The 19,146-nt window shown below is 60.0% G+C and carries 19 protein-coding genes; 11 read left to right on the top strand and 8 right to left on the bottom strand.

Going from position 1 to position 19,146, the window contains the following annotated elements; translation table 11 throughout:
* Positions 1–888 (top strand): 3-hydroxyisobutyrate dehydrogenase, encoded by an 888-nt coding sequence (gene mmsB / locus CGA21_RS26410; RefSeq protein ID WP_179053853.1) that lies wholly within the window; start codon positions 1–3, stop codon positions 886–888.
* 160 nt (positions 889–1,048) lie between these two features.
* Here mmsB and CGA21_RS26405 read toward each other — a convergent pair whose 3' ends face one another.
* Positions 1,049–1,393 carry a cupin domain-containing protein gene (locus tag CGA21_RS26405; protein WP_007946320.1) on the bottom strand — a complete coding sequence of 115 codons (345 nt, stop codon included), beginning with the start codon at positions 1,391–1,393 and terminating at the stop codon, positions 1,049–1,051.
* Between the two features lie 275 nt (positions 1,394–1,668).
* Here CGA21_RS26405 and kynB point away from each other — a divergent pair, with 275 nt between their 5' ends.
* Positions 1,669–2,334: an arylformamidase gene (gene kynB / locus CGA21_RS26400; protein WP_110746671.1), complete on the top strand. Its 666-nt coding sequence runs from the start codon at positions 1,669–1,671 to the stop codon at positions 2,332–2,334.
* On the top strand, positions 2,331–3,185 hold the full coding sequence (kynA, locus tag CGA21_RS26395; RefSeq protein WP_110746673.1) for a tryptophan 2,3-dioxygenase: 855 nt from the start codon (positions 2,331–2,333) through the stop codon (positions 3,183–3,185). Before kynB ends, kynA begins: the two co-directional genes overlap by 4 nt.
* A 182-nt stretch (positions 3,186–3,367) precedes the next feature.
* On the opposite strand, the gene CGA21_RS26390 is transcribed toward kynA, so the two are convergent.
* The 4 genes from CGA21_RS26390 to antA are packed head-to-tail and all read right to left on the bottom strand — an operon-like array spanning position 3,368 to position 7,735.
* Complete coding sequence (locus tag CGA21_RS26390) at positions 3,368–4,771, bottom strand: amino acid permease (protein WP_188265377.1); 1,404 nt, start codon at positions 4,769–4,771, stop codon at positions 3,368–3,370.
* Between the two features lie 43 nt (positions 4,772–4,814).
* On the bottom strand, positions 4,815–5,834 hold the full coding sequence (gene antC, locus CGA21_RS26385; protein WP_188265376.1) for an anthranilate 1,2-dioxygenase electron transfer component AntC: 1,020 nt from the start codon (positions 5,832–5,834) through the stop codon (positions 4,815–4,817).
* 18 nt (positions 5,835–5,852) lie between these two features.
* Positions 5,853–6,344 carry an anthranilate 1,2-dioxygenase small subunit gene (gene antB, locus CGA21_RS26380; RefSeq protein WP_110746678.1) on the bottom strand — a complete coding sequence of 164 codons (492 nt, stop codon included), beginning with the start codon at positions 6,342–6,344 and terminating at the stop codon, positions 5,853–5,855.
* The gene (gene antA, locus CGA21_RS26375) at positions 6,344–7,735 is read right to left on the bottom strand and encodes an anthranilate 1,2-dioxygenase large subunit (RefSeq protein ID WP_110746680.1); all 1,392 of its coding nucleotides are present in this window, start codon (positions 7,733–7,735) and stop codon (positions 6,344–6,346) included. Before antA ends, antB begins: the two co-directional genes overlap by 1 nt.
* A 378-nt stretch (positions 7,736–8,113) precedes the next feature.
* On the opposite strand from antA, the gene CGA21_RS26370 reads away from it, so the two are divergent.
* The gene (locus tag CGA21_RS26370; RefSeq protein ID WP_110746681.1) at positions 8,114–9,124 is read left to right on the top strand and encodes an AraC family transcriptional regulator; all 1,011 of its coding nucleotides are present in this window, start codon (positions 8,114–8,116) and stop codon (positions 9,122–9,124) included.
* 129 nt (positions 9,125–9,253) lie between these two features.
* Here the strand turns inward: CGA21_RS26370 and CGA21_RS26365 are convergent, their stop codons facing one another.
* Positions 9,254–9,727: an Lrp/AsnC family transcriptional regulator gene (locus CGA21_RS26365; protein ID WP_020796471.1), complete on the bottom strand. Its 474-nt coding sequence runs from the start codon at positions 9,725–9,727 to the stop codon at positions 9,254–9,256.
* Between the two features lie 175 nt (positions 9,728–9,902).
* Here CGA21_RS26365 and kynU point away from each other — a divergent pair, with 175 nt between their 5' ends.
* From kynU to CGA21_RS26350, 3 genes are all read left to right on the top strand, one after another.
* Positions 9,903–11,153: a kynureninase gene (gene kynU / locus CGA21_RS26360; protein ID WP_188265375.1), complete on the top strand. Its 1,251-nt coding sequence runs from the start codon at positions 9,903–9,905 to the stop codon at positions 11,151–11,153.
* Between the two features lie 103 nt (positions 11,154–11,256).
* Positions 11,257–12,570: an OprD family porin gene (locus CGA21_RS26355; RefSeq protein ID WP_110746684.1), complete on the top strand. Its 1,314-nt coding sequence runs from the start codon at positions 11,257–11,259 to the stop codon at positions 12,568–12,570.
* 86 nt (positions 12,571–12,656) lie between these two features.
* Positions 12,657–14,096 carry an amino acid permease gene (locus CGA21_RS26350; protein ID WP_188265374.1) on the top strand — a complete coding sequence of 480 codons (1,440 nt, stop codon included), beginning with the start codon at positions 12,657–12,659 and terminating at the stop codon, positions 14,094–14,096.
* On the opposite strand, the gene CGA21_RS26345 is transcribed toward CGA21_RS26350, so the two are convergent.
* A complete protein-coding gene (locus tag CGA21_RS26345) occupies positions 14,037–14,921 on the bottom strand; it encodes a LysR substrate-binding domain-containing protein (RefSeq protein ID WP_188265382.1) in 885 nt (294 codons plus the stop codon). The genes CGA21_RS26350 and CGA21_RS26345 overlap by 60 nt on opposite strands.
* A gap of 233 nt (positions 14,922–15,154) precedes the next feature.
* Here CGA21_RS26345 and CGA21_RS26340 point away from each other — a divergent pair, with 233 nt between their 5' ends.
* Positions 15,155–15,919, top strand: coding sequence for a sulfite exporter TauE/SafE family protein (locus CGA21_RS26340; protein WP_188265373.1), 765 nt, complete (start codon positions 15,155–15,157; stop codon positions 15,917–15,919).
* Here CGA21_RS26340 and CGA21_RS26335 read toward each other — a convergent pair.
* Positions 15,909–16,223 (bottom strand): putative quinol monooxygenase, encoded by a 315-nt coding sequence (locus tag CGA21_RS26335; protein WP_188265372.1) that lies wholly within the window; start codon positions 16,221–16,223, stop codon positions 15,909–15,911. The two genes, CGA21_RS26340 and CGA21_RS26335, sit on opposite strands and share 11 nt — an antisense overlap.
* Positions 16,224–16,386: 163 nt before the next feature.
* Between CGA21_RS26335 and CGA21_RS26330 the strand changes: the two genes are divergently transcribed.
* The 3 genes from CGA21_RS26330 to CGA21_RS26320 all read left to right on the top strand — a co-directional run bounded on the left by CGA21_RS26330 (position 16,387) and on the right by CGA21_RS26320 (position 19,028).
* Entirely contained in the window at positions 16,387–16,977 is a 591-nt protein-coding gene (locus CGA21_RS26330) for an NAD(P)H-dependent oxidoreductase (RefSeq protein WP_110746692.1), read from the top strand.
* A 142-nt stretch (positions 16,978–17,119) separates the two neighbouring features.
* Positions 17,120–18,031 carry a LysR family transcriptional regulator gene (locus tag CGA21_RS26325; protein WP_020796478.1) on the top strand — a complete coding sequence of 304 codons (912 nt, stop codon included), beginning with the start codon at positions 17,120–17,122 and terminating at the stop codon, positions 18,029–18,031.
* A gap of 103 nt (positions 18,032–18,134) precedes the next feature.
* On the top strand, positions 18,135–19,028 hold the full coding sequence (locus CGA21_RS26320) for an NAD-dependent epimerase/dehydratase family protein (RefSeq protein ID WP_188265371.1): 894 nt from the start codon (positions 18,135–18,137) through the stop codon (positions 19,026–19,028).
* Positions 19,029–19,146 lie beyond the last annotated feature (118 nt).

Raw genomic sequence — 19,146 nt, 5'->3', positions numbered from 1 at the left:
ATGAACATTGCTTTTATCGGTCTCGGCAACATGGGCGCGCCGATGGCGCGCAACCTCATCAAGGCCGGCCATTCACTGCGCCTGGTCGACCTGAACAAGACCGTGCTGGCGGAGCTTGAACAACTGGGCGGCACTATCAGCGCTTCGGCCCGTGAGGCGGCGCAAGGTGCTGAACTGGTCATCACCATGCTGCCCGCTGCCGTGCATGTACGCAGCGTCTGGCTGGGCGAAGACGGTGTGCTCGCCGGTATCGGCAAGGGTGTGCCCGCCGTGGATTGCAGCACCATCGATCCGCAGACCGCCCGTGACGTGGCCGCCGCCGCTGCCAAGCAGGGCGTGGCCATGGCCGATGCGCCGGTCTCCGGTGGCACCGGGGGCGCCGCGGCGGGGACATTGACGTTCATGGTCGGTGCGACCCCGGAACTCTTCGCGACCCTGCAACCGGTGCTGGCGCAGATGGGTCGCAACATCGTCCATTGCGGTGAAGTGGGCACCGGACAAATTGCCAAGATCTGCAATAACCTGCTGCTGGGCATTTCCATGGTTGGCGTCAGTGAAGCCATGGCCCTGGGCGATGCCTTGGGCATCGACACCAAGGTGCTGGCGGGCATCATCAACAGCTCCACCGGACGTTGCTGGAGTTCGGAGATGTACAACCCATGGCCGGGCATCGTCGAAACGGCACCCGCCTCGCGCGGCTATACCGGTGGCTTCGGTGCCGAGCTGATGCTCAAGGATCTGGGACTGGCAACGGAAGCGGCCCGTCAGGCGCACCAGCCGGTGGTACTGGGCGCGGTGGCGCAGCAGTTGTACCAGGCGATGAGTTTGCGTGGGGAAGGCGGCAGTGACTTCTCGGCGATCATCAACAGTTATCGCAAGCCGCAATAAAAACTGTGGGAGCGAGCCTGCTCGCGATGGTCGTTAACAATGACGCGTGTTTCCTGGGTTCACGCGGCGCTCTTGAGTCCATCGCGAGCATGCTCGTATTGCATGTGCGCATCGACATTGACCGGGAAATCACGTCGGGTGATTTCCCGGTTTTTTTGCATCAGGCAAACACGAAGTACTTGCGCACGGTTTCCACCACTTCCCAGGTGCCTTTCATCCCCGGCTCAATGACGAAAATGTCACCGGCGCGCAGGTGGATTGGCTCTTTTCCTTCCGGGGTGATGATGCAGTAACCCTCGCGGAAGTCGCAGTATTCCCACTTCACATATTCCACGTACCACTTGCCTGGCGTGCAGATCCAGGTGCCCATGATCTTGCTGCCATCTTCGCTGGTGTAGGCGTTGAGGTTGACGGTGTGCGGGTCGCCTTCGAGTTTTTCCCATTTGCAGGCGTCGAGTACGGGCAGCGGATGGGTGTCGCGAAGAACGGTAATCGGTGCGGTCATGATGACTCCGGCGTTGGGGGAGAGCTGAAGACGCACCCTATAGGGCCTGCCGGGGGATCAGTTGTCTGTGCTCGACATCGAGGTATCCAGAAACGCAGCGACCCTCACCCGCTTGACGGCTGAAAGCCCCTGCAAGCCCATTGAAATTTCCACTCGATAAACCGCCGATATCTGGCAGTTTGTGCGAAAGCCCCAGGCTTTTTCGAATCTTTTTGCAAGAACATGCACAGGTATCGCTCGTATCATTCACTTCGGAAAAGGCCGAGAGCTGTGCAATGAAAAAAACAATGTCGTGGTGGGACATCAGCCCGCCCTTGAGTACCGCAACACCGACCTGGCCGGGAGATACGCCGTTTCAGGAAGAACGCGTCTGGACACTGGGGCCTGAATGCCCAGTGAATGTCGGGCGCATCACGCTGTCGCCGCACACCGGCGCCCATGTCGACGCGCCACTGCACTACAGCAAGGACGGCGCGGCCATCGGCGACGTGTCCCTCGATGTGTATATCGGACCTTGCCGGGTGGTGCATTGCCTTGGCAGCGGCGCACTGGTGCAACCCGGACAACTGCAAGGTCGCTTGGACAATTTGCCCGAACGCGTCCTGCTGCGGACCTACCAACGCGCGCCGTTGACCACTTGGGACCCCGAATTCACGGCGGTCGCCAAAGACACCGTCGACCTGCTCGCCAGTCTCGGCGTGCGTCTGATCGGCATCGATACGCCATCGCTGGACCCGCAGCAATCCAAGACCATGGATTCGCACAACGCCGTGGCGCGTCACGGCATGGCCATTCTCGAAGGCATCGTGCTCGATGACGTACCGGAAGGGGATTACGAGTTGATCGCGCTGCCGCTGCGCTTTGCCAACCTCGACGCCAGCCCGGTCAGGGCTATCTTGCGTCCACTGAATTCCACGCCACATGAGGAGCCTGCTCAATGAGCCAATGTCCGTATTCGTCTGCCAATCAGACAGAGGAATGGCATAACGCCGAGCTGAATTTTTCCGACTCCATGAGCTACGGCGACTACCTGGACCTGGGCCGTATCCTCAGTGCCCAGCACCCCTTGTCGCCGGATCATAACGAGATGCTGTTCATCATCCAGCACCAGACCTCTGAGCTGTGGATGAAGCTGATGCTGCACGAGCTCAAGGCTGCCCGCGAACACATGCGGCTGGGAGAGTTGCCGCCGGCCTTCAAGATGCTGGCGCGGGTTTCGCGGATCTTTGATCAACTGGTGCATGCGTGGACAGTACTGGCCACCATGACACCTACCGAGTACCACGCGATCCGGCCTTTCCTGGGACAATCGTCGGGCTTCCAGTCGTTTCAGTACCGTGAAATCGAATTCATCCTGGGCAACAAGAGCGCGACGCTATTGCGCCCCCACGCCCATCGGCCGGAGCTGTTGCAGGAACTCGAAAAAGCCATCGCCACACCTTCGCTGTATGACGAAGCTATTCGCTTGATGGCCAGCGCTGGCCTTGCGATTGACCCTCAGCGTTTCGAGCGTGACCCGACGAGCCCGACGCAACATGACGCCTCGGTAGAAGCGGCGTGGCGTGTGGTCTACAAGGATCCGTCGCGTTATTGGGACCTCTATCAACTGGCCGAGAAATTCATCGATCTCGAAGACTCATTCCGCCAGTGGCGCTTCCGCCATGTCACCACGGTCGAGCGGATCATTGGCTTTCAACCAGGCACTGGCGGCACAGAAGGGGTGGGTTACCTGCGCAAGATGCTCGATACCGTGCTGTTCCCGGAGTTGTGGCGGGTGCGTTCGACCCTGTGATCTGACGTTTTTATCCCTGTAGGAGCGAGCATGCTCGCGATGGAGGCCTACGATAACGCGGGAAACCTGACACCCCGCGGCGCGCTTTCAGGTTCATCGCGAGCAGGCTCGCCCCTACAGGGGACGCGCATTAAAAAGCCCCGGCATTCATTGAATGCCGGGGCTTTTTGTTGGGCCAAGGATTATTGCGCGACAGGCAAGCTGCGATCCCGCGCCACACGCATCCGGTAGAACCCGTAGATGATCAACACCCACACCGGGATAGCAATGACAGACGCGCGTATGCCCGGAATCATCCACATCACGCAGATGATAATGGCCATGAACGCCAGGCACAGGTAGTTGCTGTAAGGAAACCAGAACGACTTGAAGCTCGGCACGATGCCTTGCTGGCCCATGATTTTGCGAAACTTCAGGTGGGTCAGGCTGATCAGCGTCCAGTTGATCATCAACGAGGCGACTACCAGGGCGAACAGCAATTCCAGCGCCTCATGGGGCGCCAGGTAGTTGACCAGCACGGAGAGCATGGTGATCAGCGCCGAGATGCCCAGCGCCCGCAGTGGCACGCCCTGTTTGTTCAGTTTCATCAGCGATTTCGGCGCATCGCCCTGTTCGGCCAGGCCGTAGAGCATGCGGCTGTTGCAATAGACGCCGCTGTTGTAGACCGAGAGCGCCGCGGTGAGCACCACGAAGTTGAGGATGTGCGCGGCGGTATCGCTGCCAATCAACGAGAAGATCTGGACGAACGGGCTGCCGCTGTACGCATCGCCGGACGCGCCAAGGGTCTGCAGCAGTTGATCCCAAGGGTACAACGACAGCAGCACGGTGAGTGCGCCGACGTAGAAGATCAACACGCGATAGACCACCTGGTTGATCGCTTTGGGAATCACCTTCCTCGGTTCGCTGGCTTCAGCGGCCGTGATGCCGACGAGTTCCAGGCCACCGAAGGAGAACATGATGAATGCCATCGACATCAGCAGGCCGGTGGTGCCGTTGGGGAAGAAGCCGCCGTGGCTCCACAGGTTACTGACCGACGCCTGTGGGCCACCGGTGCCGCTGAACAGCATGTAGCAGCCCAGGACGATCATGCCGATGATGGCCACGACCTTGATGATCGCGAACCAGAACTCCATCTCGCCGAAGACTTTGACGTTCATCGTGTTGATCAGGTTGACCAGGACGAAGAACACCGCGGCGCTGACCCAGGTCGGGATTTCCGGCCACCAGAACTGCACGTACTTGCCCACGGCCGTCAGCTCGGCCATGCCCACCAGCACGTACAGCACCCAGTAATTCCAGCCGGAAAGGAAACCGGCAAAACCGTTCCAGTACTTGTGGGCGAAGTGACTGAACGAACCGGCTACCGGCTCCTCGACAATCATCTCGCCCAACTGGCGCATGATCAGGAAGGCGATGAATCCGGCAATCGCATAACCGAGGATCATCGACGGGCCGGCCGACTTGAGTACCCCCGCAGAGCCGAGGAACAGCCCGGTACCAATCGCCCCGCCCAGGGCGATCAGTTGAATATGTCGATTTTTCAACCCTCGCTTGAGCGATCCCTGTTGCAAGATTTCATCCGCCATCTCGTTCCCTTCTGGTTATTGTTGTCAGGCCTGGTTTGAAAGATCAGATATTACTCTCGGTGAACTTTTCGTAATACAGGTGAACGCTGTCCAGCGCCTGGGCCTGCAACCAGTCTTTGATCGACTCGACCATCGGCGGTGGCCCGCAGACGTACATGTCGACCGGCGCGTCGCGCAGTTCACTGAGGTCGAAATGCTCGGCAATGTAGCCGCGCTTGCCCGTCCACTGTGGCGATGGATCGCTGACCACTTCGGTGTAGCGAAACCCCGGAAGGCTTTCGGCATAAGCCTCGATACGTGCCCGTTCGCACAGGTCGGCAGCGTCGCGCACGCCGTAGTACAGGTGCACCGGCTGCGTGCAACCGCGCTCGGCGAGGTCGTCGAGCATGCCCAGCAGTGCCGACAGCCCGGTTCCACCCGCCACCAGGATCAGTGGTTTGGCCACATGCCGCAGATAGAACGCACCCAGCGGTGCCTCGAGCATGATTTCGTCGCCTACCCGGCAGCGTTCCCGGATGTAGTTGCTCATCACGCCGTCGGGTAGCAGGCGAATCAGGAACTGCAGTTGATTGTGCTCGCTCGGCCGATTGGCAAACGAGTAGGAGCGCTTGCTTTCAGTCCCCGGAATCGACAGCCGGGCGTACTGCCCCGGCAGAAAATCCAGTGGGCTCGTCGTACCGAGATCCAGGTGCAGGATCGCGGTGCTGGCCGAAATCTGCCTGACGCCGGTCACCGTTGCGCTCAGTTGTTCCGGACCCGAGGCATTGCACAGGCTGGATGCGAAGTCGAAATAAAACGCCGCATCGGACTTCACCCGGGTCTGGCAGGTGAGCATCTTGCGCTGCTGCAGGTCCAGGCTCGAGAGCGCTTCCTCGTCCACATAATCCTGGCTGTAGTCACCCGATTCGCAGCGACCCTGGCACGTACCGCAGACGCCTTCGCGGCAATCCAGAGGAATGTTGATGCCGTTGCGCAGGGCGGCGTCGAGCAGGATTTCGTTGGGTTGTACGGGAAAGAACAGCGTTTTGCCGTCGGCAAAGCTGAACGCCACTTTATGATTCATGCCTCGATCTCCTTGGATTCAGAGGTGGTAGAAGTCGAGTACCGAGTTGATGGTGTCGTTGAGCAGCAGCACATGCTTGCGGCTGATCAGCCAACTGTCGGCGTGGGGCTTGAGCCGGTAGGTTGCACGTCCGTAGAACTGCTCGGAGGTGGCCAGGCGATAGAACAGCGTGTGCCAGTTCAGGCGCACCTCCAGTTCACCGTTTTCAAGTTCGCCGATCCGCACGTTGCTGATCAGGTGCAAGGTGCGCGGCATCGGTGTCGAGGAGGCGGACTTGCCCGTGCGCAGGCGGAACACACGGTCTTCCAGGCCTGAACGGTTGGGGTAGTAGATCAGCGACATCTCGCGCTTGGGGTCGCGGGTGTAGACGTGTTCCGAGTCCCATTGCGGCAGGTGGAATTCGCTCTGCTCGTCGAACAGCTTGATGTAGGCGTCCCAGTCCTGGGCATCGCACAGTTCGGATTTGCGATAGAAAAACTGTTCGATCTGGTACTGCAATTGCGCATTCATCATTGCACCTCACGGAGTTTCAGGGATTTCGCGTCCAGGCCATCGAGCAGGAATTTCTGCCAGTTGCTGTGCTGGTTGACGTAGAGCCCTTCGTGGGTGAATTCGGTGCCGGTCATGGCCGGGGCGATGCCGATCGACTCGCTGTTGGGCGTGGCGCCGGTGGCCCAGCGGTGACTGCCGCGGGAAATGTCGCTCCAGCGCTCCAGGCGGGCCTGGAAACCGCGCTGGGCTTCACGGAATTCCACCAGGTCGTCGGGTGTACCCAGGCCCGACACGTTGAAGAAATCCTCGAACTGGCGAATGCGGTTTTCGCGGTCGGCGTCCGACTCGTTTTTCACCCCCAGGCACTGGCTGATGATCTCGGTCTTGTTCCAGGCCACCGGCCGGATGATGCGCAATTGCGAGCTGATCTGGTCGAGGAAAAACAGGCTCGGGTAGATGTTCAGGTTGCGCAGGCGATGCATCATCCATTCGGCCTTTTCCTGGCCGTGTTCTTCGACGAGGCGCGGCATGATGGTCGCGTAGCCGGAGCGCACGGACGGGTTCGGCATGTCGCTGAAGAGCACGCTGTGGCCATTGTTGAACGCGAACCAGCCGTCATCGGTGTTGGCGTCGCCAGCACCGAGCTTGCTGTAGTCCAGGGTGCTGGCGCTGCCGGTGCCGTTCTCGCTGTTGACCTGCTGGCGATGCTGCACCGTGGCCACGTAGTTATAGTGGACCGTGCTGACGTGATAGCCGTCGAGGCCGTTTTCGTTCTGCAGTTTCCAGTTGCCGTCGTAGGTGTAGGCCGACTTGCCGGGCAACACTTCCAGCTCACCGGTTGGCGACTGGGCGACCATCATGTCGAAGAACACCTTGGCATCGCCGAGGAAGTCTTCGAGGCTGTTGTCGGCGTGTACGTCGAGGCTGATGAACACGAAACCCTTGTAGCTCTCGATGCGCGCCTTCTTCAGGCCGCGCGTGGCCTTGTCGAAGCCTTCCGGATACTCGCCCGGCGCCTTGACCTTCACCAGGCGCCCGTCGCTTTTGTAGCACCAGGCATGGAACGGGCAGGTAAAGGTCGACTGGTTGCCCTTGCCGACGCGGGTCAGGGTCGTGCCGCGATGCTGGCAGGCGTTGATCAATGCGTTGAGCTGGCCATCGCCGTCGCGGGTAATGATCATCGGCTGGCGACCGGCGCGCATCGTGACGAAGTCGTGGTTATTGGCCAGCTCGCTTTCGTGGCAGGCGTAGATCCAGTTTTTCTCGAAGATCAGTTCCATCTCCAGATCGAACAACTGCGGCTCGGTAAAGATGTCCCGGGCGATGCGGAACACGCCTTCTGCCGGACGGAAGTCCAGGCAGCCCTGGATAAACGCTTTCCACTGCTCGACGTTTTTTTCGCCACTCATGGGTGTGCACCTGTTTTTTTTTTGGGGCTAATCGGTGTGCTCATTAGAGGGAGTGGGGCGGGTGGGGGTCTATCCGGTTTGTGGGCGAAGGCAGTCCGTAAAATTTGTGGGGTAACACCCACTCGGTATCAAACTGGGCAGCGACTACCCAGAAGGCGCACCAAACGATGAATGGCTGCACCTGTGTGCAGCAATCAGGTACTGTTTTGCGCAACGTCGAGTGCCTGTTGGGACACGTTCACCGGCTACGTTATCCACATAGTCGAGGATTGCTATCCACTCAGTTGGCGCTGGCGTTTTGTGGCCTGGAACTTGCGTTTTCCACGCCTGAGACGCGCCGTCAGAGCGCGCTGGAAAATAGCCCGTGGGTGCACCGTGATGAACACTAAAACCGATCCGCAGAGTCGCGACATTCGTGTCGACAGCGACGACCTCGAGGCCGCAAGAAGCTGGATGTCCGGTATTTGCGGGCCGCACCGACTCGTGACCTCGACGCCCGAGCGGATCCGCTTCCATCACAGTGCCAACACGTTCAAGTCGATGGCCACGACGCTGGGCACCATCGAATACGGCACCGATGTCACCATCGATATCGAGGATCCCGAGCGCTTCAGCAGCTACAGCCTGAGCCTGCCCCTGGTGGGCGAACAGGAGTTGAGCAAGAACGGCAGCGTGGTGAGATCCGACCGCGACCAGGGGGTGATCATTTCCCCCAATGAAAACCAGTTGCTGGCGATTTCCGGCGACTGCCGCAAAGTCCAGGTGGTGATTACCCGCGTCGCCATGAGTGAGTCTCTGGAAGGCCTGCTGCAGCGGCCCCTGGATGCGCCGCTGCGCTTCGAACCGATGATGGATGCGGTCGATGGCGCGTCCGCTTCGTGGTGGCGCATGGCGCGCTATTTCATCGCTGAGCTGGAGCGCAGTAGCGAACTCTACGAGCAAGTGGCCTTCACCCGGGACATTGAAAGTTCGCTGATCAAAGGCTTGATCCTCGCCCAGCCGAACAACTATTCAGAAGAGTTGCGCGAGGTGCTGGGCGTGAAGTTGCCGCACTACCTGATCCGGGCGCGGCAATACATTCATGACAATGCTCGCGAGGCTTTGCACCTGGAGGACATCGAAGCGGCTGCCGGGGTTTCACGCTTCAAGCTGTTTGAGGCGTTCAAGAAGTACTTCGCATTGTCGCCGATGGTCTACCTGAAGAAGTACCGCCTGAACGGCGTGCGTCAGGAGCTGCTTGAACACGGCTCGGCGCGCAATATTTCCGCGATCGCCATGGGCTGGGGGTTCACGCACCTGGGGCGTTTTTCCGCCGAGTACCGCAAGCTGTTCGACGAGTCCCCGAGCATGACCTTGCAGCGCAATGAAGCCCGGCGCCTGCGCGGCTAAAACACTTACATGTGGGAGCGGGCTTGCTCGCGAATGCGGTGGGTCAGTGAACATTGATGTCAACTGACACTGCCTCTTCGCGAGCAAGCCCGCTCCCACAGGTTTAGCAGTGTATTAGGCATTGCTCTCTTACTTGCGCACCACCAGGTCCAATAACGATTCACGCTCCTTGATCTTCTGCAGGACGATTTCCGAGCGGATATCAGTCACCCCCGCCGTGCGGTTCAAGTGGTTGACGATGAAGTCGGAGAAGTGTTTGAGATTACGCGCCTGGACGCGCAGCACATAGTTGCTCGCTCCCGTAATCACATACGCGGTGACCACTTCCGGCCACGACTGGACCTTCTTGATAAAGGTCTCGTGCCAATCCTCGACGTCCTGTCGCAACGACACATGGACGATAGCTTCCAGTTCGATCCCCAGCCGTTCGGCATTCAACACCGCGCGATAGCCGCTGATGATTCCCTCGCTTTCCAACAGGCGCAACCTTCGTAGACAGGCCGACGGCGACAGGGCGACTTTCTCTGCCAGTTCCTGATTGCTGATGCGGCCATCCTGTTGCAGTTGATGGAGGATTCGCAGGTCTGTCGAGTCGAGATTCATGGCTGGCGTAAATCCGCGTTTATGGGTGTTGGATTCGAATTTTATGCGAAATAACTACCTCGTAGCCGCTTAGTTTGCACGAAAATTCTCCAAGGCATCGTTCATTATTTCTCCACGAAAAAGGGGCCGACAACGCCTGCATAAACGCTACGACCTTCAAAGAACAGGACACCCGATGACAACAAGAAACGATTGCCTGGCGCGTGATGCCCAGGACACTCTCGCGCCGCTACGCCAGCAATTTGCGCTACCCGACGGTGTGATTTATCTCGATGGCAATTCCCTGGGCGCACGCCCGGTCGCGGCATTGGCGCGTGCTCAGGAGGTGATTGCCCAAGAGTGGGGCAATGGCCTGATCCGCAGCTGGAACACTGCCGGTTGGCGCGATCTGTCCGAGCGTTTGGGTAATCGCCTGGCCGGGTTGATCGGCGCCCGTGACGGTGAAGTGGTGGTGACCGACACGACCTCGATCAACCTGTTCAAGGTGCTCAGTGCCGCGCTGCGGGTGCAAGCCACAAGGTCGCCAGCGCGGCGGGTGATTGTCACCGAAAGCAGCAATTTCCCCACCGACCTGTACATCGCCGAAGGCCTGGCCGACATGCTGCAGCAGGGTTACACCTTGCGCCTGGTTGATAGCCCTGAAGAGCTGCCACAAGCGATTGACCAGGACACGGCGGTGGTGATGCTCACCCACGTCAACTACAAGACCGGCTACATGCACGACATGCAAGCGCTGACCGCGCTGACCCATGAGTGCGGGGCGCTGGCCATCTGGGATCTGGCGCATTCCGCTGGCGCGGTGCCGGTCGACTTGCATCAGGCGGGCGCCGACTACGCCATCGGCTGCACCTACAAATACCTCAATGGCGGTCCGGGTTCGCAGGCGTTCGTCTGGGTCTCGCCGCTGTTGTGCGATCTGGTGCCGCAGCCGCTGGCGGGGTGGTTCGGCCACTCGCGGCAGTTCGCCATGGAGTCGCGCTACGAGCCGAGCAGCGGCATCGCCCGTTACTTGTGCGGTACCCAGCCGATCACGTCGTTGGCGATGGTCGAGTGCGGGCTGGATGTGTTCGCCCAGACCGACATGGCCAGCTTGCGCCGTAAATCCCTGGCCCTGACGGACTTGTTCATCGAACTGGTCGAACAGCGTTGCGCGGCTCACGAACTGAAGTTGATCACCCCGCGTGAGCACGCCAAGCGTGGCAGCCACGTCAGCTTCGAACACCCTGAAGGTTATGCGGTGATCCAGGCCCTGATCGAGCGGGGCGTGATCGGCGACTACCGCGAGCCGCGCATCATGCGCTTCGGTTTCACCCCGCTGTACACGACCTTCACCGAGGTCTGGGATGCGGTGCAGATCCTCGGCGAGATTCTCGATCAGAAAACCTGGGCGCAAGCGCAATTCCAGGTTCGCCACAGCGTCACCTGATACCTGCGTTGTCCAGGTCTTGCTGCCAGGTTTCCTGGCGGCAGGGCTTCGCCTGCGATCAATCAACTGTTCTGTGCAAACACAATAATAAGGAGCACGCAGAATGAGACTGTCCCCCTGGCCCGCCTTGTCGCTCGCCATCGGCAGTTGCCTCGGGCAAATGGCCTATGCCGCCGCCGACAATGGATTCGTCGAAGGCAGCAGCCTGACCCTGACCAACCGCAACTTCTATTTCTACCGCAATAACCTCAACAACCCTGGCGGACAGAATTATCGGGATGAATGGGCCCACGGGATCATGCTCGATTACCGCTCCGGCTACACCCAGGGAATGGTGGGGTTCGGGGTCGATGCCTACGCGCAACTGGGCATCAAGCTCGACAGTGGCAAGGGACGCACCGGCACCGGTTTGCTGCCGGTCGATGCCGATGGTCGCCCCGAGGATGAGTACTCCGAAGCGGGTGGCGCGGTGAAGGCGCGGGTATCGCAGACCGAACTCAAGTACGGCAACCTGACCCCGCTAAACCCGGTGTTCGGCACCGGCAATGCGCGACTGTTCACCAGTGTTGCCACGGGCTTCCAGCTGACCAGCCATGAACTCAAGGCCTTGCAACTGGACATCGGTCATTTCACCGCCGGCAACGACAGTAACTCGACCAATGCCGATGGCGCGCTGAAAGCGCTGTACGCTGGCGTGGAAACCCGCAGTGTCGATTATCTGGGCGGTAGTTATGCCCTGAGCGACCAACTGAGCATCAGCCTCTACGGCTCGCAGTTCACCGATATCTGGCGGCAGTACTACGCCAACGGCAACTACACCTTTGCCCTGAGTGAAGGCCAGTCGCTGAACCTGGATTTCAACATCTACCGCACCAACGACGATGGTCAGAGCCTGGCCGGAAAAATCGACAACACCACCTGGTCGCTGGCCACCGGGTATAAGTTCGGCGCTCACCGATTGACCCTGGCGTATCAACAAGTCGATGGCAACGAGCCGTTCGATTACCTGGGGTTCGATCAACAGCCAGGCACTTCGATTTTCCTCGCCAACTCGGTTCAGGTGCTCGACTTCAACGCCCCCAACGAGCGCTCATGGCAACTGCGTTATGACCTGGACATGGCGGCGTTCGGCGTGCCGGGGCTGAGCTTCATGTCCCGTTACGTCAGCGGTGACCATATCGACGACAGCCATTACGACGGTGGTCCCAACGGCGCCTACGGACGCTACGGCGATGACGGCAAGCGCTGGGAACGCGACATCGAGGCGCGCTACGTCGTGCAGTCGGGCAAGGCGCGTGACCTGTCGGTGAGGGTGCGTCAGGCCAGTGTGCGTTCCACCGCGCAAGTGGCGCGGGCCGATACCACGGACAACAACGAAGTGCGCGTCATCATCGAATATCCACTGAGTATTTTCTGATCCGTGTCCTGCTGTGCGTGGCTGATCCCCACCGGTAAAAACCAAGACGTGCTCTTCAAGAAAGACAATATTCAGAGGACATAAAAATGACCGATAACACCGGTTTTGAAACGATATCCAACCGTGAACAGGGCCTGCGGCGTCAGCTGACGTCCGGACAAATGAGCATGATCGCCATTGGTGGCGCGATCGGCACCGGGCTGTTCATGGGCAGCGCCTACGCGATTGGCTATGCCGGACCGAGCGTGCTGCTCAGCTACGCCATCGGCGCGATCATCACGCTGTTGTTGATGGGCTGCCTGGCGGAAATGACCGTGGCCCATTCGACCTCCGGTTCGTTCGGTGCTTACGCCGAATTCTACGTCAGCCCCTTGGCCGGGTTCCTGGTGCGCTATGCCTATTGGGCGGCGATCGTACTGGCGGTCGGTACGGAAGTGACAGCGGTGGCGATGTACATGAAGTACTGGTTTGCCAACGTGCCGGAGTGGGTGTGGATCGTCTCGTTTTCCAGTGTGCTGATCGTGCTCAACGCGATCAGCGTGAAGACCTTCGGCACGTTCGAGTACTGGTTCTCGACCATCAAGATCGGCGCGATCGTCGGCTTCATCATTCTTGCGGTGTACGTGGTGTTCGGTTCCGGCAACCCGGAATACGGCGTGCACAATTACACCGTCCACGGCGGTTTTTTCCCCAATGGCCTGCAAGGCATGTGGGTCGCGGTCATCGTGTCGATCTTCAGTTACCTGAGCGTGGAGATGATCGCCGTGGCCGCCGGTGAAGCGCAGGACCCGGAGCAAGCGGTAAAGAAAGCCTTTCGCGCGACCATCGTGCGCCTGGTGGTGTTCTACCTGCTGACCCTCGCTCTGATGCTGGCGATTGTGCCGTGGGTCCAGGCCGGTCATGCGCAAAGCCCGTTCGTCACGGTCATGCAAGCCATCGGCATTCCGGGCGCCACCGGGGTGATGAATTTCGTGATCCTGATCGCCGCGCTGTCGGCGATGAACAGCCAGTTGTACATCACCACGCGCATGATGTTCAGCCTGTCCCGTGGCGGCTACGCCCCCAAGTCCATGGGCAAGTTGAGCAAGAGCGGGATTCCGCTGAACGCCCTGTTGTTGTCGAGCTCGGGCATTGCCCTGGCGACCTTGCTCAACATCCTGTACCCGGAAAGTTCGTTCACCTTGATGATGGCGATTTCCATGTTCGGCGCCATCTTCACCTGGTTCATGATCTTCCTGACGCACTACTGTTTCCGTCGTTATCACCAGCGTCACGGCGAGCGAAAACTGTCGTTTCGCATGCGCCTGTTCCCCTACAGCACCTGGTTGGGGTTGGTACTGATGGGCGCGGTGATGATCACCACCTATTTCACCGAAGCCTTCAAGATGACCCTGGTGTTCGGTGTGCCGTTCCTGTTGTTGCTGACCGTTGTCTACGGCGTGTTTTTCAGGAAGCCCAAACCGGCCTCACTCAGTGAGCAACGCCTCGAGCAACGCCCTGGCATAACCGGGCAGGCCAGTGAATGATCGCGCGCACAGCAGCAGTTTTCGCTGTGCCCAGTCTTCCTTCAACGTGAAGCTTTTGAGCGGTTGATCCAGTGCCCGGCGCTGGATCGCCGCCAGCGGCACAATCGCCAGCCCGGCGCCGCGGGCAACCATGCGCATCACCCCGTCGAAACCCTCCGCACGGATGCGGATCTGCATGCGCATACCCGCGTGCAACGCCTGTTCTTCGAGGTACACCGCGAGTGCACTATTAGCGGCCAACCCCACGTAGTCGTGCTGCAAGGTATCGCTGAACGTCGGCGGTTCGCCGTCGGCCAACGGATGCCCGGGCGGCATGATCAGCACCAGCGGGTCGTCGCGAAAGGGCAGGGTTTCGAGGGCTTGGGTGTCCACCGCATCTGAGACGATGCCTAGGTCGGCGGCACCCTGGCGCAACGCGTGGGTGATGCGCGTGCTGGGCAATTCCTGCAGGTCGATGTCGAGGTTGGGATGCTCGCGCAGGAAGTCGGCGAGCAACTCCGGCAGGTATTCGGTGATGGCGGTGGTGTTGCACAACAACCGCACCTGGCCTTTGACGCCTTTGGCATATTCGGCCAGGTCCTGCTGCATGCGTTCGGCCTGTTGCAGCAGGACCCGGGCGTGTTGCGCGAGGGCCTTGCCGGCAGGCGTCGGGGTAACGCCGCGACGGCCGCGCTGCAGGAACTCAGTGCCGAGTGATGCTTCCATTGCACGGATTCGCGCGCTCGCGGCGGCCAGGGACAGATGGCTACGCGCCGCGCCGGCGGTGATGTTGCCGGTGTCGAAGATGTTCAGGTAGAGGCGCAGGTCGGTCAGGTCGAAGTGCATCATTGCAGCCTCAAGTGGTGTGTCGTGTGGGCGGGCCTCTTCGCGGGCAAGCCCGCTCCCACAGTAGAAATGCATCGAACATAAATTTGGTGTCCGCCAAAGATCCCTGTGGGAGCGGGCTTCCCGCGAAGGCGTCAGCAGCCACGGCGAATACTCAAGCCTCTTGCTAATCAAGAGGCAGGCTCAGTATATGGCAGATTTTCAACCCGCCAATCCGGGCTCACCATTAGCCCATGAATACCCTCGTCTCGTTCTACCACAATCTCGGCCTGACCCTTTCATTACTGGTCATTGCCACCTTCCTGCTCGCCGGCATGATCAAGGGCGTGATCGGTCTCGGCTTGCCGACCATCGCCATGGGCTTGCTCGGTCTGGCTATGGCGCCTTCACAGGCTGCGGCGCTGTTGATCATTCCCGCGACCCTGACCAACGTCTGGCAACTGGCTTTCGGCGGGCATCTGCGCGGGTTGGTCCTGCGGCTGTGGCCGATGCTGCTGGCGATTTTCATCGGCACCGGCGTCGGTACGCTGTGGATCGGCATGGTCGGTGGTCACTGGGTGGTGCGCGGATTGGGCGCGGCGTTGTTGCTCTATGCGCTGAGCGGCTTGTTCTTGCCGACCATGCGTGTCGGTGCGGGTAATGAGCGCTGGCTAGGTCCGATGTGCGGCGTGCTGACCGGTGTCATTACGTCGGCCACGGGCGTGTTCGTGATTCCGGCAGTGCCTTATCTGCAAGCGCTGGGGTTGAACAGGGACGAACTGGTGCAGGCGTTGGGCCTGTCGTTCACCGTCTCGACTCTTGCCCTCGCGGGCGGACTGCTATGGCTCGGCGCCTTGGGTGGTGGCGAGTTGAGTGCGTCGCTGTTGGCGCTGATCCCGGCGGTGCTCGGCATGTGGCTGGGGCAGTGGCTGCGCCAGCGGATCAGCGCCCTGTTGTTCAAGCGCGTATTCTTCATTGGCCTCGGGTTGCTCGGCGGCCATTTGTTGATCAGCGGCTAGAAGGCGACGGGCTGAGCATCTCGATGGCGCGGATCTCGAAATCCCGTTCCAGGTACTCATCGCGTTGGTCGAGGAACTGCTTCATGTGCGGCAGGTTCGAGTGCACGTCGAGATGTGCCTGGGACTGCCAGATCTCGAAGAAGATAAACAGGGTAGGGTCCTGCTTGTCGCGCAGCATGTGGTACTCGATGCAGCCGGGTTCGGCGCGACTTGCTTCTACGTAGCCGCTGAAAAACGCTTCGAAGGCGTCGGATTTTTCCGGGCGGGTCTTGGCGTGCAGGATGAAACCTTGCATTTCACTCATTGGAAAACACTCCTCAAGTCAGAATCGGCGCCAGTCTAAGGCAACAATCTCCTAGTGATTCGTGCGCGTGGGTCAAATGTATTTTGCGACAGCGGCGCTTACTCCGCGCGAGGCGGATCGTTACGCTGCCGCCATCCAGTTTCTGACCCTTACGAGACCTCTCATGAAAAAAGTCCTGTTACTCAATGGCGGCAAACAATTCGCCCACTCCGATGGCCGCTACAACACCACCTTGCATGAAGCCGCGCTGAGCGTGCTGGATCGCGGCGGTGTGGATGTCAAGGCCACCTTCATCGACGAGGGTTACGACGTTGCCGAAGAAGTCGCCAAATTCCTCTGGGCCGACGTGATCATCTATCAGATGCCGGGTTGGTGGATGGGCGCGCCATGGACCGTGAAGAAGTACATCGACGAAGTCTTCACCGAAGGTCACGGCAGCCTCTACGCCAGCGATGGCCGCACCCGTTCCGACGCCTCGCAGAAGTACGGCAGCGGGGGCCTGATCCAGGGCAAGCAATACATGCTGTCGCTGACCTGGAACGCGCCGCAGCAAGCCTTCGACGACCCGACCGACTTCTTCGAGGCCAAAGGCGTGGACGCGGTGTACTTCCCGTTCCACAAGGCCAACGAATTCCTCGGCATGACCGCTTTGCCGACTTTCCTCTGCGTGGACGTGATGAAGCGCCCGAACATCGAGGCCGATGTGGCGCGTTATGAGCAGCACTTGGCCGAGGTGTTTGGCCTGAAGGTGTAACGCTCAGCTAATATCGGTCGCAATGGCTTAAAAGATCGCAGCCTTCGGCAGCTCCTACAGGTATACGCAATACCCTGTAGGAGCTGCCGAAGGCTGCGATCCTGGCGATTCATGCCATGCCGATTCGTGAAAGAGGACACACGTGAAAGCCAGATCCGATGAACTGCAGATCTTCGTCTGCGTGATTGAGTGCGGGTCGATTTCCGCGGCCGCCGAGCAGGTCGGGCAAACGCCGTCTGCGGTCAGTCGCACGCTGTCGCGGCTGGAGGCCAAGCTCGATACCACGTTGATCAACCGCACCACGAGGCGCATGGACCTGACCGAGGAGGGCAAATATTTCTTCGAGCACGCCAAGCTGATTCTCGATCAGATGGACCAACTCGAAGAACGCTTGTCTTCGCGCCAGCAAACGCCGTCCGGGCGCTTGCGCATCAACGCCGCGTCGCCGTTCATGCTGCATGCCATCGTGCCGTACATCGACGAGTTCCGCCGGCTTTATCCGGATATCCAGCTCGAACTCAACAGCAACGACCTGATCATCGACCTGCTCGAGCAAAGCACCGACATCGCCATCCGCATCGGCACACTCGCCGACTCGACCCTGCACGCCCGTTCGCTGGGATGCAGTCCGCTGCACATCGTCGCCAGTCCCGCCTACCTGGAAAAACATGGCACACCGACAGCCGTGGCGGACCTGGCCGAACACACCCTGCTGGGGTTCACCCAGAACGAAGGCCTCAACCAATGGCCGTTGCGCTATGTGCATGGCGATCGCTGGCCGATCCAGGCGTCACTCAGCGCGTCCAGCGGTGAAACCATCCGCCATCTGGCGCTGGAAGGCCAGGGCATCGCCAGCCTGTCGCATTACATGACCATCGAGGACATTCGTGCCGGGCGGTTGAAGGTCGTGCTGGCCGAGTTCAACAGCGGTTATCGCCAGCCGATCAACGCGGTGTACTACCGCAACTCGCAACTGGCCTTGCGCATCCAGTGTTTCCTTGACTTCATCCAGGGCAAATTGGCGCTTTACGCTTCCACGGATTTCAGCGACTGATTCGTGATTCCTGCGCAAGAGTGAATTGGGTCAGCAGGGATTTTTCGTCTGGGATCACTGCTTGATACTCGTTGCATCACTTATCAACGCAGGGAGTTTCTCCATGAACGTATTCGTTACCGGTGCGGCCGGTTTCATCGGCGGCTCCATCGCCACCGGTCTGGTCAAGGCCGGCCACAAGGTGACCGGCCTGGTGCGCAACGCCGAGCAAGCAGACGAGCTCAAGGCACTGGGCATCACCCCCGTGACCGGTACGCTGGACGACAGCGCACTATTGGCCGAACAAGCCCGGGCAGCCGACGCCGTGATCAACGCCGCCAGCAGCGACCATCGCGGCGCTGTCGAAGCCTTGCTCGATGCCTTGCGCGGCTCCAACAAGGTATTGCTGCATACCAGCGGTTCGAGCATCGTCGGCGATGCCTCGGGCGGTCAGCCCAGCGACGTTATCTATTACGAAGACAATTTGCCGGAACCCACCGTGGACAAGGCTGCACGCGTGGCCATCGACAACCTGATCCTCGCCGCGGCCAAGGACGGCGTGAACTCGGCCGTCATCTGCAACACGCTGATCTACGGCCACAGCCTGGGCGTCAAGCGCGACAGCGTGCAGCTGCCGCGCTTGCTCAAGCAGGCGCGTAAAAGCGGCGTGGTCCGTCATGTCGGGACCGGGCAGAACATCTGGTCCAACGTGCACATCGAAGACGTAGTATCGCTGTACCTGCTGGCGCTGAGCAAAAACGTCCCAGGCACGTTCTACTTCGTCGAAAGCGGTGAAGCGTCTTTCATCGACATGACCACGGCGATCGCCGAGGCGCTGAACCTGGGCAAGCCGCAAGACTGGCCGCTGAAGGACGCCGAAGCCGAGTGGGGTTATGAAATGGCCAACTATGGCCTGGGCTCCAACAGCCGTGTTCGCGGAACGCGTGCGCGGGAAATCCTGGGGTGGGCGCCGAAGCGTACGTCGGTGCTGGAGTGGATTCGTCACGAGATGGTTTGAGTTCGCTCAACACCGAGTCGCTGCCTTCGCGAGCAGGCTCGCTCCCACAGGGAATCTTCGTCGTGCACGAATCTGTGCCCCGCCAAGATCAAATGTGGGAGCGAGCCTGCTCGCGAAG

The sequence above is a fragment of the Pseudomonas sp. PSB11 genome, from assembly GCF_014596605.1.
GTDB lineage: Bacteria > Pseudomonadota > Gammaproteobacteria > Pseudomonadales > Pseudomonadaceae > Aquipseudomonas > Aquipseudomonas umsongensis.
The sequence above is the reverse complement of the archived record's forward strand: the minus strand, read 5'-3'. Positions and strand labels throughout refer to the sequence as shown.

Coding starts and splice junctions, on each gene's coding strand:
- kynA (WP_110746673.1), top strand. CDS start 2,331: ATGAGCCAATGTCCGTATTCGTCTGCCAATCAGACAGAGGAATGGCAT.
- CGA21_RS26340 (WP_188265373.1), top strand. CDS start 15,155: ATGAATACCCTCGTCTCGTTCTACCACAATCTCGGCCTGACCCTTTCA.
- antC (WP_188265376.1), bottom strand. CDS start 5,834: ATGAATCATAAAGTGGCGTTCAGCTTTGCCGACGGCAAAACGCTGTTC.
- CGA21_RS26390 (WP_188265377.1), bottom strand. CDS start 4,771: ATGGCGGATGAAATCTTGCAACAGGGATCGCTCAAGCGAGGGTTGAAA.
- mmsB (WP_179053853.1), top strand. CDS start 1: ATGAACATTGCTTTTATCGGTCTCGGCAACATGGGCGCGCCGATGGCG.
- CGA21_RS26405 (WP_007946320.1), bottom strand. CDS start 1,393: ATGACCGCACCGATTACCGTTCTTCGCGACACCCATCCGCTGCCCGTA.
- antA (WP_110746680.1), bottom strand. CDS start 7,735: ATGAGTGGCGAAAAAAACGTCGAGCAGTGGAAAGCGTTTATCCAGGGC.
- CGA21_RS26320 (WP_188265371.1), top strand. CDS start 18,135: ATGAACGTATTCGTTACCGGTGCGGCCGGTTTCATCGGCGGCTCCATC.
- CGA21_RS26345 (WP_188265382.1), bottom strand. CDS start 14,921: ATGCACTTCGACCTGACCGACCTGCGCCTCTACCTGAACATCTTCGAC.
- CGA21_RS26350 (WP_188265374.1), top strand. CDS start 12,657: ATGACCGATAACACCGGTTTTGAAACGATATCCAACCGTGAACAGGGC.
- CGA21_RS26355 (WP_110746684.1), top strand. CDS start 11,257: ATGAGACTGTCCCCCTGGCCCGCCTTGTCGCTCGCCATCGGCAGTTGC.
- kynU (WP_188265375.1), top strand. CDS start 9,903: ATGACAACAAGAAACGATTGCCTGGCGCGTGATGCCCAGGACACTCTC.
- CGA21_RS26335 (WP_188265372.1), bottom strand. CDS start 16,223: ATGAGTGAAATGCAAGGTTTCATCCTGCACGCCAAGACCCGCCCGGAA.
- antB (WP_110746678.1), bottom strand. CDS start 6,344: ATGAATGCGCAATTGCAGTACCAGATCGAACAGTTTTTCTATCGCAAA.
- kynB (WP_110746671.1), top strand. CDS start 1,669: ATGAAAAAAACAATGTCGTGGTGGGACATCAGCCCGCCCTTGAGTACC.
- CGA21_RS26330 (WP_110746692.1), top strand. CDS start 16,387: ATGAAAAAAGTCCTGTTACTCAATGGCGGCAAACAATTCGCCCACTCC.
- CGA21_RS26370 (WP_110746681.1), top strand. CDS start 8,114: ATGAACACTAAAACCGATCCGCAGAGTCGCGACATTCGTGTCGACAGC.
- CGA21_RS26365 (WP_020796471.1), bottom strand. CDS start 9,727: ATGAATCTCGACTCGACAGACCTGCGAATCCTCCATCAACTGCAACAG.